Here is a 13699-nt window from a genome sequence, read left to right as displayed (position 1 = left end):
GCCTGTATGAGGTTTGTTATCCGTGCGGAAGAGGAAATCTACAGCGATGTGACCGAGATGGCCATGGCCATGCCGTGGGTGGCACCGGGTTCCAGGGTGATGCGGTCGTCGGCTGCGTTTACTACCTCTACGCAGGCGAAGTGTTCCCAGCTATCCTCGGCCAGATCCGGGAAGTTGGGCGTGAGCACTGTCCAGGGATTCCACACCACGGTGCTGTGCGAACCGGTCTTGAGGATGTGGATGGCGCGGTGGTTTGCGGGATCCTGCAGGATGAGTGGTTCGCTGGTGTTCACGTGGAGCTGGTCCACATCGCGGGTGAAGGCCAGTTCCGTCTCGCGCTGCACCTTGCGGGTGAGGTTGTCGCGCTTGTCGATGTACGTGCTGCCACGCAGACCCAGAACGCGTACGGCGTTGATGTTGCCGATGGCGAAGTAGGTGTGGAAGCCCTCTTCGAACAGTATGGCTTCCTTGCTGCGGTTGGTGACGGAGAGCGTCATGTGCAGTTCCTTGCCGATGCGGAACTCCAGCGTGGCGTGGAAGTCGGGATAGCCGAATGCCTTTGCCTGCTCGTCAACGGGCAGCGAGAGAGTGACCTCTACTTCGCCGGTGGGATCGAGGTGGACACGATCGACCGTCCAGACACTGGTGCGGGCGAAGCCGTGCATGGGCGAGGTGGTGCCGTGTGCCGCGTCGTATTCGGCGGCGTTCCAGCGGGGTCCGAACCACGGGAAGAGGACAGGAATGCCACCGCGGATAGGCTTGCCTGATGTGAGAGGCGACTTGGGCGACAGGTACAGCACTGGATTGCCGCCACGCGGCGTCCACTGCGTGAGGTGTGCGCCGTAGAGATAGAGCGTGGCGTCCGAAGCGCCTGTGGCGATGCGCATCTTCGGCAGGCCGGGCTCGTCTTCAGTGAAGGTGATGTGATCGCGGATGGCGAATTTCGAGTTCAGTTCAGCAATGGTCTGCGGCATGGTGTGGGTGACCCCTCCCCCTCCCCCTATCATTTCGCAAAATCGTCTTATTGTGGGAGTTACGGTTGGGGTATCCCCTAAAATCGTCTTCTGATTGGGGTTAGGGGCAAAATCGTCTTTCTAAAAGAGTTAGCCTGTTGGCCCCGTCGCACCGAAGCTTCCCTTTTACTATTTTAGAGATTTGGGAGAAATGGCATGCCAACTCTATTTCTTTTGGTTTGTTGGGTTTGAGTGGTTATAGGGCTTGACAGGGTCTTCTGCGGTTCTCGAAAGTCTGCCGAGGATTCGTTTCTGGAAGCATTCGGATGGTCAGGACTTCTATTCGTCTTTTGTGTGTCGAGTGGGGCCAGTCGTACGTAAGTCTTTTGAGACTGCCAACAGAATTGCCACGGAATGGCTTTCACGTCCGGAACTGGTGGGCGAGATTATTTTTTTGAGGTGAGTTGTGAGTTTTGTACACCGGGGTTTTGTCGCCGCTCTCTTCGGAACAGTCCTTCTATCCTGCTACGCAGCAAAGCCTGAAAAAGCAGTTGTCACAGAGCTCAATACCTATCTGAACCGAGCCCATGAAGCGGGTTTGTTCAACGGCGTCGTGCTGGTAACGGATCACGGGAAGGTGACTCTACGTTGAGCACTTGGCAATGCGGACGGGTCTCGGACGGTGCCTTTGACGCTTTCGGACAGGTTCGATATCGGATCGATCGGGAAGGAGTTCGATGCTGTGGGTTTACTGATGCTTGTTGAGCAAAAGAAACTTTCACTGACTGATCCTGTGTCGAAGTTTTTCCCGGATCTTCCTGCGTGGGCTGCCACCGTGACGATTGATGACCTGCTGCACTATACGAGCGGGCTGCCGGACGTGGACTGGAAAACGGTAAAGAACGACGCGGACATCTGGAGAAACCTCCACGCGCTGGAACACCTTAACTTTCCGGCAGGCACTCACTACACCTACAACAACAACGACACCTTTTTGCGTAGACGAGTCATTGAAAAAGCCAGCGGCATGAGTTTTGGGAAGTTCCTGGAGACGCGTGAATTTCCAAAGGCTGGAATTCGTAATGCTGTGATTGATCCGATAGATGGGACACCCAGAGTGCCGAGGTCCTTTGACGCGAACTTCAAGGAGAGCCCGCTTACTGTCGACATGACAGGCTGGACGTCTCTGAGTGCGGACGACTTTCTGAGCTGGTCCAACTGCATCACGAATTTCTGTCTCATCACTCCGGACAGTACGCGTCGCATTGTGACCACCCAAGACTCCAAATGGCAAACCGGCCTGGGGCATGGCGAGATGGAGGGGGATCGCCTTGTGCGTCATGTTCATGATGGATCGGACCATCACTATCAAGCCTTGCTTGTAAATGACTCGTCCAAAGGCCGCACCGTCATCATCCTGACAAACCAGAAACGCGGAAACGTCTACGCGATAGACGACGCGATTGATGCCATTCTGGACGGCAAGCCCTATGTGCCTTTAAGCGATGTTAAGAAATGAGCGTGACAGGTTCTTGAGGATCGCTTATCGAAAGTGGTGCGTCAGTCTGGACGGGACGTTCCTAAAGGAAGGGACAACAGTTCCTTTACGAGTCCGGAAAGACGCTCAATATCTTTGGAGAGCCCTTCGCCCAAGGCCTGTTGCTCATCGATTGAGGAACTAGTCGTGATCAGAAACGCAGCATTGGTCATGCTCTGTAGCGGATTGTTGATCTTGTGGGCAAGTTCATTCGCGACATGCGCGGCTACCGCTGCTCTTTCCTGAGCAATCAGTCGTGCTTGTTGCTTTTGGTGCCGATAACCCATGGCCGCGAAGTCGGCGAGCATGGTCATCAAGCGCGCATCACTCTCATCGAATGCTTCGGTTCGACCGTGCGCCATGACGAAGATGGTGCCTCTTGTATCTTCAGTGGTCCACGGAAGCAGGATGCCATCCGTTACAAGCGGAGCTTCTACGCCAAGGATGTCGAAGAACTTTTTCGATACGGTGAAGTGTTGGGCGTGACCGCGCTTGAGGCAGAGGCCACATGCGCTTGGTTCGCGCGGCAAGATCGCGTTCAGAAAGCCTGAATAGGCACCAGCGGTGGCGATCCAATGCCAATACGCCTGATCGCTACCATCTTCTCGCTGAATGCTGATGCCAGCGCTGTCTGCACCGCAAAGGTCGACGGCGGAACTCACCAGTTCCTGAAGGATGGTTTCCGGATGATCGACCAAGGCTTTGGAGAGGCGTTGAAGACCTGCCATCTGCGCTTCAATGTCGCGAACATTCAGATTTCTACAGGCAAATGCTTTGTCGGTCCTCAAATCGAGGACCTCTAGTCCGGTTTCCTCGACGGTTATTTCCATGCAAATGATTATGGACCCACACGATGTGGGCGCGGCGATGGAATTATTGGGATGGAACCGCAGCTCGCTTGTTGGATATGGCAAGCTCCATCGCGGCGACTAGTTTCCGCATTCCATCCGGAGCGGTGGTGGCCATCACCATTGCCTGATCGAGAAAAGTGGCTGCGTTATCTCCGTATAGCGCCAGACGTTGGGTGATGTGAGTTCGCTCTCCGTCAAGATCGTCAAAACTCCAATCAAAGACGAAGGAAGCGTTTGGCAGACCGACTTCGATGATGGCGGCTCGCCCCTTTCGTACTTCCCGGATTACTGACATCAAAGTCTGTTCTGGCAATTCGGTGATGATTTGCGAGCCCTCTTCGAATTTCCCTTCGAGTCGAAACCTCGCCGGTGGATCATCCCAGTTGGCAATATTCGTCCAATAGTTCCAGCAAAACTCTCGCGGCGCATTGCACTCCATCGAGTGGTAAAACTCCCAAACGGCTTCCATCGGATTTACCCCTGCGTGGTGCGATTCAGATTGAGTGATTTCAACGAAGGCAGCGCTGTGTGGCGACAGTCACGTCTGGTGGGCTGAGCTTCGCTTTCGTATCGTCCATTCAAGACCAATCGCTACGACCAACACAACGATAGAGAGCGTAGTCATTGCGGCGAAGTGTTGTGCCGCGACTACGTATAGCGCGCCCACAAAGGCGAGAAGCATGCACGAAGCGAGAGGCGGATTGCCGAAGATTCGTTTGACCACCTGAAGGCCCGTTCGAGAGAAGATGAACAAACCTACTGCGAATATGGCCAGCAGAGCAATTTGGTATTTGGGAGTGAGAGGTACGTTGATGATCGCGTGGGCAATCATGGATGGGATCAATGACCGCGTGTACGCGAAGATAACTCCCAGCCCGACAGCAAGGCACAACAAGCTGAGCACCATTCCTACGTTGTAAGCATTTGGAATGAGGTACTGCTTATGCGCAAAGACAAAGAGGCAGGACGTGCCCAGGATGGCTGGAGCGTCGCCCCAATCTTCCGCAAGACGGCGCTGGTAGTAGCCACGGAAGAGCAGTTCCTCGAGAACCGGGACCACTGCGTAACTGGATATGCCGGCGAACAGCCAAAATTGCCATCGTTGCCATGAGGTGTCGAAGAAGGCTTGTCGCCAGGGAGCCATGGCACCGAGAGGGTGAACGACATCGACCAACGACAGGATGAGCACTGGCCATTCACAAAGACACGCTGTGGCGATGCCCGCAACAATGAGCCACTTCATGGAGTGACCGGCTCGCGTGAGTCCGTACGCCGTGGGACCACGACGTCGATACCACCAGTTCAGCGGGATGATGAGCGCGAAGTACGATCCGTATTGCAGAAGCCAGATGAGCAGTAAGCGGTGGCTGGCGAGCAGGAGATCGGCGTTCGTGGTGTGGTTGGTGAGGAGTGCGAAGGGGTTTGAAATGGAAACGATGTGGAAACGGGTGAGCAGGTCGATCAGGCGATCTTCAAGCGCGCCTGCCGCAAGGTAGACCCCGAGTACTTCGAGCAGAGCAGCGGTCCGTTTCAAGCGCCTGGCCCCCGACCAGCTGACTATAGCAAGACAACGTCATTTTCTTGCGGAGACATTGTTGGGGTTCGCGTTTGACGATATGCCGCGCGACACGACGCAGGTGTTGCTCCGAGGATTATGCTTGCAACGGGAGCGTGGCGAGCGAGTGGATATCGATGATCTAAGGATATTGAACTCAGTTGCGAAGCACGGCAGTATGAATCGTGCGGCTGCTGCGCTTCACATGGTTCAATCGAGCGTGACGGCGCGTATACGTCAGCTGGAAGACGAGCTGGGTGTGTCTCTCTTTGTGCGTCATAGCCGCGGAGTGAGATTGAGTGAGGCGGGAGAGCGTCTGCTTTCGTACTCGGGCCGCATCGATGCTTTGTTTCAGGAAGCTGTTGCGGCTGTGAAGGAAGACGGTGTCCCTAAGGGAACATTGCGCATTGGTTCCACTGAACCTACTGTTTCATTTCGTTTGCCGTCGGTACTTGCTGCATACGCTAAGCGATATCCTGCGGTTTCGTTGACTGTGACGACAGGCAACAGTTCGGAGTTGATTCGGCAGGTGGTCGATCAGAGTTTGGATGGAGCGTTTGTTGCGGGGCCTGTGGCGAATCCATTGCTCACTGAGGAGCCAATGTTTCGTGAGGAGTTGGCGTTGGTTACTCAGGCATCGACGCGAAGCATTGACGATCTTCGTAGCGCGCAGGAGGTTAAGGCGATTGTGCTTGCTGAGGGTTGTTCCTATGGTGAGTTGATCAACAACGTACTCAGTGGCTATGGCATCAAGCATCAGGTGCTTCCGCTGGCCTCGTTCGATGCGATTCGTAGCTTTGTGCAGTCGGGTATCGGCATCACTGTACTACCGAAGGAAATTCTTGCTGCGTCGTGGAAGGATACAGCCGTGGCTGTGCATGAGCTTCCAGGAGCAATCGCTCAGGTGGAAACGGTTTTCATTCGCAGGGCCGATAGTTCCAATCGCAGTGCGCTTGAGGCTTTTCTGTTGCTTAGCCGCGCTTCCTCGAACCTTGATGGATAGCTGCGGGAGCTATCGTGTTTTTCGATAGTAGCTCTCAGAAAATCTCGTGACGCGCTACTGACCTGTTCTCTCATCTAGTGTCCAGTACGAACGCTGCAAGCGCTTCGGATGACCGAATGATGTATGAGTCTCCATGAATCGCTGCTGTGTCCGCACGCAAATGCACTCACAGGAGTTGATCATGGCAAGCAAAGGAACAGTCATCGTGACAGGAGGCTCGCAGGGTATTGGAGCAGCCGTCGTTCATTCATTTTTGAAGCAGGGCTATAACGTTGTGGCGACGTCGCGGAACATAAGCAATGCTGGCTTTGAGCCGTCTGCGAATCTGGCGCTGGTTGACGGGGATATTGCTCAGGAAGCAACTGCGAGAGCTGTGGTGGAAACGGCGATTTCGCGTTTCGGCTCAGTGGATCATCTTGTTGCCAACGCTGGCATCTTTATCTCGAAGCCCTTTGTCGACTACACCGCTGAGGACTTTAAGGCGCTGGTGTCGACCAATGTTGAAGGCTTCCTCTACGTTACTCAGCTCGCAGTGAAGCAGATGCTGGCTCAGGGTAAGGGCGGTAGCGTAACTGGCATTACGACTTCTATGGTTGCTAATCCGAATGCGGCGATCGGTGCTTCTGTGGCGATGATTACGAAGGGCGGCGTGACCGCAGCGCTGCTGAACCTGGCGAGCGAATACGCGAAGCAGCACATCCGGTTTAATGCTGTTGCTCCCGGCATTGTGGATACGCCCATGCACGCGAACAATCCGAAGGACTTTCTCAAGACGCTGTCACCCATGGGGACGATTTCTTCCTCGCAGGATATTGCAGATGCTGTTGTGTATCTGACCGAGGCGAAGAACGTTACGGGCGAAGTGCTGCATGTTGATGGCGGCTCGCACGTTGGAAGCTGGTAATCGTATGAACGCCGATAACGTTTCAGCGGAAAAGAGAATCGTTGAACTCGGGATCGATATGCCTCCAGCGCCGCAACCGCTGGGGGCATACACCGAAACTGTTCAGAGTGGACGCCTGGTTTATGTGACAGGGACGCTTCCCGTTGTTGCAGGAAAGCTGCAGTACGTGGGCACGCTTGGTAAGGAGATTGACCTTATCGATGGACAGAAGGCTGCGAGGCTTGCGGCGTTGAATTCCCTTGCGGCGGTTCGTGAGCATCTTGGATCTTTGGATCGTATTGTCCGCGTTCTCAAGACCGAGGTTTATCTTGTCACGACGGATGAGTTCGCAGCGATGCAGCCGAAGATTGCGGATGGAGCGTCGCAACTGCTGCTCGATGTCTTTGGAGACAAGGGACTTTCCGTGCGGAAGATCATGGGCGTTTCCAGCATGCCGCTGCATGCGCCGGTGATGGTGGAGTTGTTGTTCGAGGTGGATGGCTAGTTCTTCAAGTTGGCTTCTCGAAAGCGATAGAAGGTCGTTTAGGCTAGCTCGCGGTTGTGCCTGATTATGGATCGGCCCTGTGAAGTGGGATGTAAATTCTCCGTACCGCGGTGTTACAGTGCTTCGTATCGAGACGTCTGATGACTGATTACGAAGAGCAATCCTTCAAGTTCCTCACTGAGAACAGCGCGGACATGATCTTCCGCTGCGACTTCACACCGAAGTTTACGTACGTCTCGCCCTCTTCCATTCGTTTGCTCGGCAAAGCACCGGAAGAGTTCATCGGCCTTCATCCCTCGTCTGCTGTGTTCGCCGACGATCTCGTCATCGTCCGCAAACACATTGAAGAGCTGAGCAAGCCGGGCGCGGGACCTTCCAATGTGGCCGTGCGCTTCTTTCACAAGAACGGCTCGCTGATCTGGATGGAGGTCAGCGCACGAATGATCGAAGATCCCGAAACAGGTCAACCGAAGGAAATGATCCTCGTCGCTCGAGATCTCACCGAACGGAAGAAGCTCGAGGACCAGCTTCTCGCCATGGCGATGACGGACGGTCTGACCGGTCTCTCCAATCGGCGCGCCTTTGATGCCGAGCTCGAACGGCAGTGGAGCCGTGTTCTTGCGGAGAGCTCGCAGTTCTCTCTCGTGTTGCTCGACATCGACCACTTTAAGAAATTCAATGACGAGTACGGCCATCTGGCTGGCGACGATTGTTTGCGCGTGGTTGGCGCTGCGGTAAAGTCTGCGGTTCGGGACGGCGATGTGGTCGCGCGTTATGGCGGTGAAGAGATTGCGATCATCCTGCCCTCTACCGATTCTCACGAAGCAGTGATCGTTGCCGAAGCAGTGCGAACCGCCATCGAGAACCTGGGGATCGAACACGGAGGCAATCCCGAAGGAGGAAACAAGGTCACGGCAAGCTTCGGCGTCGCCACCGCCCTCGCACGCGCGGGAGGAGCGATCCGAATGCCCGAATCGCTCCTACTCTCTGCCGACAAAGCCCTCTATATGGCCAAGTCGGAAGGGCGGAACTGTGTGCGCAAAGTCATGATGATGGCGGCGCCACAGAAGCCGTCGGAAGCATAGAGCGCCCCCTGGTTCGTCGGCTTTCGCAAGTTTTGTCAGCTCACGAGAAGCGCGTTTATCGGAACTGATCACAGGTCTAGAATGTCTCAGGATTTCGGAGGCAGGGTGAAGTGAGAGGACAACGATGAATCTGCTTTTACTGGGCGCTACAGGGCTGGTAGGGAAAAACGTGTTGGCGCAGGCCCTTGCGGACTCGACTGTCACGAGCGTGGTGGCCCCGACGCGCCGTGCGCTGGCGTCGCATCCGAAGTTGAGAAATCCTGTCTCTGATTCATTGACTTCAGTTCTGTCGGACGGGTTCCCGGATGGAATCGACGGTGTGATCTGTGCGTTAGGGACGACGATCGCCAAGGCCGGTTCCAAAGAAGCATTTCGAGAAGTGGACTACCAGTTGCCTTTATCGTTTGCGAAGTCTGCGCGTGACCGGAATGTAGGAACGTTTGTTCTGGTGACGGCGAGTACGGCGAATGCCAGCTCTTCCATCTTTTATTCGAAGACGAAGGGCGAAGTGGAGAGAGACATTGAGCGCGTGGGATTCCCATCGCTCACCATCGTTCGCCCTGGTTTGATCGAAGGTGAACGAGAGGAATCACGCTTGCTGGAAAGCGTGGGCCTGCGATTGATGAGCCTCCTGGGGCCTGTTGTTCCTAAGAAGATGCGGATCAATCCTGCTCCTGTGATCGCAGAGGCTTGTCTGAGTGCATTTCGCGATGGCAAACCGGGTGTTCATTACTGTCTTGCTGAAAGTATGGTGGGAGCTTAATAGCGGGACGTTGGCTTGTGGGTGGCGGTAGTCGACAGTTACTTCCTCTAACGGCGGTTATCGGAAGTAGAGTTGGCCGGTCAACCTGCGGGAGCATAAAACCCTGGCGTAGCGTTAATCTGTGCCACTCGTCGCGGGCCAGCCAGCACAATGTGATGAAAGGTACCGTTTCGAATTAGGCCGGATGGCTTAAACGACAGGACGTATTCGCTACGCAATCGGGACGCTAGCTGTTGCAAGTCAGCAATTACTCCTTCATCTGTATTGCTTAAGAGGAGAAGACCACCGGTTTGCTCGGTGAGCATCCGCAGAACGCCTGTTTCTATTTGCTCTTTCTCAGGTCCAGACGCCGCATTGAAGGCGTAGATAGATGTTTCACTTTTGCGGCAGGCTTCGATGGCGGCTTCCAAGGAGCTCTTACTCGTGGTATCCACGCCGTCCGAGAACAACAGCAGCGCATTCGTTCCGTGCACCGCATTCGCCGAGTCGAAATCGTGTTGGCACGTATTGAAGATAGTGTCGTACACGCTCGTACCATCGACGAGATTGTGTTCTATGCGTTTGGCGGCTTGAAGGTCACTCATCACGGCGGTTCTGTCATGCGACCAACTCCGTAAGGTATGTCTGGATCGGTCAAAGGTGATCACAGACGTCTCATCATATTGCCCTGATGAAAGCAGAACGGAAGCCACTTCTTTGGCCTGTCGGCGTGATCGCGCTAGCTGTGACAAGGCTGAGCCACTGGTATCCAGAACGAATGCGACGTGGAGCGGCGAATCCTGAATGTGCTGCATACTGACTACTTTGTTTGGGCCTTGTCCTTCATCAAAGACATCAATCTCCTCGGGCCTCAAATCGAGCACGGGGTTACCGGAGGCATCGTTTGCATGGAAACGAATCTGTACTTCCTTCACAGAGACAGCGAGGGCATAGGACTCTGGCTTGGAAAACGGAGCGGAGGACTGCTGTGCGAACCCCAGCAGAGGAGCGATTAGAACGGCAGACAAAAATGATCGTTTGGCCACTTTGGCGGACCTACGGATGCAATTGTACTTTTAAGAAACTATTTACGAACGTTGGACGGCTGCACGCGTGATACATAGCGGGAAGTCGGGTTGTAGGCGGCTTTAGAGGTGAGTTCCTTCGTCTGAAGGCGTTTGTCGCTACCTGTGACGAGCTATTTTGCGCGGATCTTCAGTCCATCAATGAAAGCCGAAACACTTGGATCGTTCCAATCAGCTCCGCCTGCATGCTGGGCGGCAATTCTGCCGTCTTTCGAATAGAGGAATGTTGCCGGGTACTGGTGAAAGTACATTGAGGGCGGAATGTCTTCATCTCGCGTTACGAAGAACGGCAAGGAGTAGTGTCCGAGTCGCGCATAGTGTTCCACGCGTTGCGGCGTATCCAATCGGGAGACGATTAGAAAAACGACCTCTGGATCATTCTTGTATCGGTCGTATAGCGCCTGCACGGTGGGCATTTCTGCTACACACTGTATGCACCATGTTCCCCAGAGATCGAGAAAGACCACCTTTCCTTTGTAGTCTCTGAGGTGCCGCTCGTGTCCATCGAGTGTTTGGAACGCGAGGTCCGGTGCTGGCAGTGATACAGCGATGAGCCCAGGCGACCGCGATTCAACGTTTCTTCGGACAGCGTGAAAGAGCAGGAATCCCGCGAGAGCCACGAGAACGCACAAAACGATAAAAGTTCCGCCGATCCACTTCCACGCTCGTTTCATGCGCTCCTCGTTGAAACCGGAAATCGAATGACAATGCAGGGCAGGCACAAATGCAGGGCAAGCATATCAGTCCTGTAAAGTGGGCCTGTCGGGCGGCTCTAGACATGAGTTCCTTCGTCTAAGTGATATCGGCACCGGCAGCGATGAGGTTTGTAATTACGGCTACTGGGTTTGCGTCTCATAATGCCTGGGAGGGATGCGGGTGAGAATGCGGTTTAAACTGGCTCTCGCGCTTGTCCTGCCGACTGTTTTGATCACTGCTCTTTGGGCGCAGCGGGCGTTTCGGCAATATCCGTCTGTCGAGTATGGCTTGAGTGTTCCTCTGCCGCCGGATTGGAATGTGCCCGCTGAATTTGTGTGGGCGCGGTTGATGTATGCCGGAGGGCCGCTGGATGGGTATCAGCGGACAGGACGGTTTACCGGGCCGTGGCAGGAGGGGCTTTCGCTGTGGACACAGGATTATCCGCGCGCGGACCGTTTGCTTGCCGCAACGCTGCGGCGGCTGACACGGATCGATGTGCGGTCTGTGGAGCAGTCTGTGAACCCGGATGATGGCGACGAGATTTACAACTGGCCGTTCATCTATGCGGTGGAAGTGGGTGAGTGGCAGCTGAGCCAGGCGCAGGCGAATAAGCTGCGTGATTACCTGCTTCGCGGCGGGTTTTTTATGGCGGACGGGTGCCATGGTGCGGACGAGCGGGCCTTTTTTGAGAAGACCATGAAGATGGTGTTTCCTGAGCGGCAGCTTGTGGATATACCCAATGATGATCCCATCTTTCATACCGTGTTCAACCTGGATGACCGGATGCAGATTGTGGGTGTGGAACATCTGCGGGAGGGCCACAAGAAGGATGGCTATGTGGCCCGGTGGATGGGGATTTACGACGACAAAGGGCGGCTGATGGTGGCGGCCGATCTGAACTCGGATATGGGCGATTCGTGGGAGTATCTGGATGACCCGCGATATCCGGTGGATTACTCGATCATGGGTGCCAAGATCGCGACGAATTACGTGACGTATGCGATGACGCACTAAGCCTGTTCGCTTCACGTCGTGAGTCGGCTTGGGGGTGGCAGTGGACATCGTTAGGAATGCGGATGAACGAATATAGTTATCGATCTTCGCTTGTGCTGTGTGTGGTTGCCTCGCTGTCCTTCGTGGGGCCGCAGCTTATGGGCCAGGCTAACGCGGTGCCGACAACGCCTGCGTCTGCGCGCTCGACTGCGGATCCGACGCTGCCTGCATTTGACGTGATCACCGTGAAGCCCAACCACTCCGACGAGCGACCGAGCATTGATTTTGATGGTGGGAACTTCTCCGCAACCAACTTTTCCGTGAAGATGCTTGTACTGTTCGCCTATGACCTGAAGGACGATCAACTTTTCGGAACCCCGAAATGGACCGACGAACTGCATTTTGATATGAAGGCGAAGGTGCTCGACGCTGACCCCGCTGTTCTTCAGCACCTCAGTAATGATCAGAAGCGCGTGATCGAGCAGACGATTCTCACGGAACGCTTCGGGCTGACATTCCATCGCGAGACGAAGGTGCTTCCGGTCTACGAACTGGTGGTGGATAAAGGCGGGCCCAGGTTTGTGCCGTCGAAGATTGAAGCCGGACAAAGAGGAGCGAACGGCCTGGGAGCCGGAAGCCTGCATACGAACAATCACAACGGAAATCTGGACATGGCATCCACTGCTGTCCCCATTTCCTCGCTGGTGAATGTTTTGTCCAGACAGGTGGAACGCATCGTTGTGGATCAGACCGGACTGAGTGGACGGTACGACCTGAATCTGACCTGGTCACGCGATGATGGCGGGAAACCGGCAACTGATCAAAATAGCCCGTCGATTCTGACCGCAATTCAAGAGCAACTTGGCCTGCGTCTTCGTCCCGCGAAGCTTCCGGTCAGCACGTTTGTCGTTGACCATGTTGCAATGCCATCCGGGGACTAAGCAGAACGGTGCCTGAGAGTTTGCTTGTGGTCATTCGGGACAACTTCAGTTGCTTGTGCTGACGTTGTTCGTGCTGACGCCAGTCGATATGCCGCGTGACACGACCCAGGCGCTGGCGGCGAAGAACCATGTGATGAAGAAGGCTGTCCATGGGAGTCTGGTTTTGGGTGCGGCGAGGATTGCGGGGAGCCAAACGAACATGGCAAACAGGCCTACCATCGCAGCCTCGATTGCTGCGGCAATGCGTGGAAAGATGGAGAGCAGAACTGCTGCGCCGCAGAGCATTTGCGCGGCTCCGGTGAGGTAGGCCAGCGCGGGCCTGAAGGGTAGCCACAGTGGTATGAGGTCGACGGTCTGTTTGGTGTAGAAGATGTGCGACAGGCCGATTGGGATTAACGAGATGCCGAAGAGCATGGTCGCCATGCGGATGCCTCGTTCGCCGGAGATGAGGGCGAGAACGGGCGTCGAGGTGGTTTCGGCGAGCGTGGCCAAGACGACCCATCCGGCGGCGAAGAGAACGGCGATTTCGCCGAAGCCCAGCCAGACGGCCTCCATCTTTGGGGCCACGATGAGGGCGGGGACTTTGAGAAGCATCCAGACGAAAAGGTAGGGGAAGAGGAGACGGGCTGACCACACGGCGGAGACTCGTGAGAACAGCCCAATGCCGCCAAAGAGCATCAACATCCCCGAGGCGTATGCGAGCGCTGTTCTGCCCGGCAGCGAAGGCGGTACTGGCTGCCAGACGAGCGCGAAGTCACCGTAGATGAGGGCGAGAATGCCCAGGCCGATCAGTCCGAGAGCAAAGGCCGTGAGGGCAGGCTGTAGACGTCGATTCATCGCATTCCTCTATGCCGAGCCATTGAAGACGTT

At 55.3% G+C, this 13699-nt stretch carries 15 protein-coding genes and 1 pseudogene; 9 read left to right on the top strand and 7 right to left on the bottom strand.

All coding sequences use genetic code 11. The annotated features are described in order from the left end of the window. Nucleotides 1–38: 38 nt before the first annotated feature. The gene (locus M504_RS11400) at nt 39–974 is read right to left on the bottom strand and encodes a D-hexose-6-phosphate mutarotase (RefSeq protein ID WP_047491365.1); all 936 of its coding nucleotides are present in this window, start codon (nt 972–974) and stop codon (nt 39–41) included. 445 nt (nt 975–1419) lie between these two features. Here M504_RS11400 and M504_RS22310 point away from each other — a divergent pair, with 445 nt between their 5' ends. Further along, nucleotides 1420–1605, top strand: a complete 186-nt coding sequence (locus M504_RS22310; RefSeq protein ID WP_198137575.1) for a hypothetical protein — start codon at nt 1420–1422, stop codon at nt 1603–1605. 18 nt (nt 1606–1623) lie between these two features. Further along, a pseudogene (locus tag M504_RS11395) lies at nt 1624–2472 on the top strand (serine hydrolase domain-containing protein); the annotation flags it as partial. A 41-nt stretch (nt 2473–2513) separates the two neighbouring features. Here the strand turns inward: M504_RS11395 and M504_RS11390 are convergent. From M504_RS11390 to M504_RS11380, 3 genes are all read right to left on the bottom strand, one after another. After that, nucleotides 2514–3278, bottom strand: a complete 765-nt coding sequence (locus tag M504_RS11390) for a GAF domain-containing protein (RefSeq protein ID WP_232296259.1) — start codon at nt 3276–3278, stop codon at nt 2514–2516. Nucleotides 3279–3363: 85 nt separating this feature from the next. Then, a complete protein-coding gene (locus tag M504_RS11385) occupies nt 3364–3810 on the bottom strand; it encodes a hypothetical protein (RefSeq protein WP_047491359.1) in 447 nt (148 codons plus the stop codon). Between the two features lie 69 nt (nt 3811–3879). After that, the gene (locus tag M504_RS11380) at nt 3880–4875 is read right to left on the bottom strand and encodes a CPBP family intramembrane glutamic endopeptidase (protein ID WP_047491357.1); all 996 of its coding nucleotides are present in this window, start codon (nt 4873–4875) and stop codon (nt 3880–3882) included. Nucleotides 4876–4978: 103 nt separating this feature from the next. Here M504_RS11380 and M504_RS11375 point away from each other — a divergent pair, with 103 nt between their 5' ends. From M504_RS11375 to M504_RS11355, 5 genes are all read left to right on the top strand, one after another. Next, the gene (locus M504_RS11375) at nt 4979–5899 is read left to right on the top strand and encodes a LysR family transcriptional regulator (protein ID WP_369792910.1); all 921 of its coding nucleotides are present in this window, start codon (nt 4979–4981) and stop codon (nt 5897–5899) included. Between the two features lie 181 nt (nt 5900–6080). After that, the gene (locus tag M504_RS11370) at nt 6081–6803 is read left to right on the top strand and encodes an SDR family NAD(P)-dependent oxidoreductase (protein ID WP_047494585.1); all 723 of its coding nucleotides are present in this window, start codon (nt 6081–6083) and stop codon (nt 6801–6803) included. Beyond that, nucleotides 6769–7287, top strand: coding sequence for a RidA family protein (locus M504_RS11365; RefSeq protein ID WP_232296257.1), 519 nt, complete (start codon nt 6769–6771; stop codon nt 7285–7287). The genes M504_RS11370 and M504_RS11365 overlap by 35 nt, the downstream gene beginning before the upstream one ends. 140 nt (nt 7288–7427) lie before the next feature. Further along, complete coding sequence (locus M504_RS11360) at nt 7428–8372, top strand: sensor domain-containing diguanylate cyclase (protein WP_047491354.1); 945 nt, start codon at nt 7428–7430, stop codon at nt 8370–8372. A 124-nt stretch (nt 8373–8496) separates the two neighbouring features. Further along, complete coding sequence (locus M504_RS11355; protein WP_047491351.1) at nt 8497–9135, top strand: NAD(P)H-binding protein; 639 nt, start codon at nt 8497–8499, stop codon at nt 9133–9135. A gap of 80 nt (nt 9136–9215) precedes the next feature. Here M504_RS11355 and M504_RS11350 read toward each other — a convergent pair whose 3' ends face one another. Both M504_RS11350 and M504_RS11340 read right to left on the bottom strand, forming a co-directional pair. Further along, nucleotides 9216–10142 carry a VWA domain-containing protein gene (locus M504_RS11350; RefSeq protein ID WP_198137574.1) on the bottom strand — a complete coding sequence of 309 codons (927 nt, stop codon included), beginning with the start codon at nt 10140–10142 and terminating at the stop codon, nt 9216–9218. A 170-nt stretch (nt 10143–10312) separates the two neighbouring features. Then, entirely contained in the window at nt 10313–10873 is a 561-nt protein-coding gene (locus M504_RS11340) for a TlpA disulfide reductase family protein (RefSeq protein WP_052200642.1), read from the bottom strand. A gap of 208 nt (nt 10874–11081) precedes the next feature. Between M504_RS11340 and M504_RS11335 the strand changes: the two genes are divergently transcribed. Further along, entirely contained in the window at nt 11082–11909 is an 828-nt protein-coding gene (locus M504_RS11335) for a DUF4159 domain-containing protein (protein WP_047491342.1), read from the top strand. A gap of 62 nt (nt 11910–11971) precedes the next feature. Further along, on the top strand, nt 11972–12829 hold the full coding sequence (locus M504_RS11330; RefSeq protein ID WP_047491340.1) for a TIGR03435 family protein: 858 nt from the start codon (nt 11972–11974) through the stop codon (nt 12827–12829). A gap of 45 nt (nt 12830–12874) precedes the next feature. Here M504_RS11330 and M504_RS11325 read toward each other — a convergent pair whose 3' ends face one another. Then, the gene (locus M504_RS11325; protein WP_052200641.1) at nt 12875–13666 is read right to left on the bottom strand and encodes a hypothetical protein; all 792 of its coding nucleotides are present in this window, start codon (nt 13664–13666) and stop codon (nt 12875–12877) included. Nucleotides 13667–13699: the final 33 nt, after the last annotated feature.

It is taken from the genome of Terriglobus sp. TAA 43 (assembly GCF_000800015.1).
In the GTDB taxonomy this organism is placed as follows: Bacteria; Acidobacteriota; Terriglobia; order Terriglobales; family Acidobacteriaceae; genus Terriglobus.
Note: the sequence above shows the minus strand (reverse complement) of the source record. Positions and strands in the feature narration are given on the sequence as shown.

Excerpts from the sequence above, each read along its gene's own strand:
- M504_RS11365 (WP_232296257.1), top strand. The coding sequence starts at position 6,769 with ATGTTGATGGCGGCTCGCACGTTGGAAGCTGGTAATCGTATGAACGCC.
- M504_RS11340 (WP_052200642.1), bottom strand. The coding sequence starts at position 10,873 with ATGAAACGAGCGTGGAAGTGGATCGGCGGAACTTTTATCGTTTTGTGC.
- M504_RS11335 (WP_047491342.1), top strand. The coding sequence starts at position 11,082 with ATGCGGTTTAAACTGGCTCTCGCGCTTGTCCTGCCGACTGTTTTGATC.
- M504_RS11325 (WP_052200641.1), bottom strand. The coding sequence starts at position 13,666 with ATGAATCGACGTCTACAGCCTGCCCTCACGGCCTTTGCTCTCGGACTG.
- M504_RS11385 (WP_047491359.1), bottom strand. The coding sequence starts at position 3,810 with ATGGAAGCCGTTTGGGAGTTTTACCACTCGATGGAGTGCAATGCGCCG.
- M504_RS11330 (WP_047491340.1), top strand. The coding sequence starts at position 11,972 with ATGAACGAATATAGTTATCGATCTTCGCTTGTGCTGTGTGTGGTTGCC.
- M504_RS11355 (WP_047491351.1), top strand. The coding sequence starts at position 8,497 with ATGAATCTGCTTTTACTGGGCGCTACAGGGCTGGTAGGGAAAAACGTG.
- M504_RS11370 (WP_047494585.1), top strand. The coding sequence starts at position 6,081 with ATGGCAAGCAAAGGAACAGTCATCGTGACAGGAGGCTCGCAGGGTATT.
- M504_RS11400 (WP_047491365.1), bottom strand. The coding sequence starts at position 974 with ATGCCGCAGACCATTGCTGAACTGAACTCGAAATTCGCCATCCGCGAT.
- M504_RS11360 (WP_047491354.1), top strand. The coding sequence starts at position 7,428 with ATGACTGATTACGAAGAGCAATCCTTCAAGTTCCTCACTGAGAACAGC.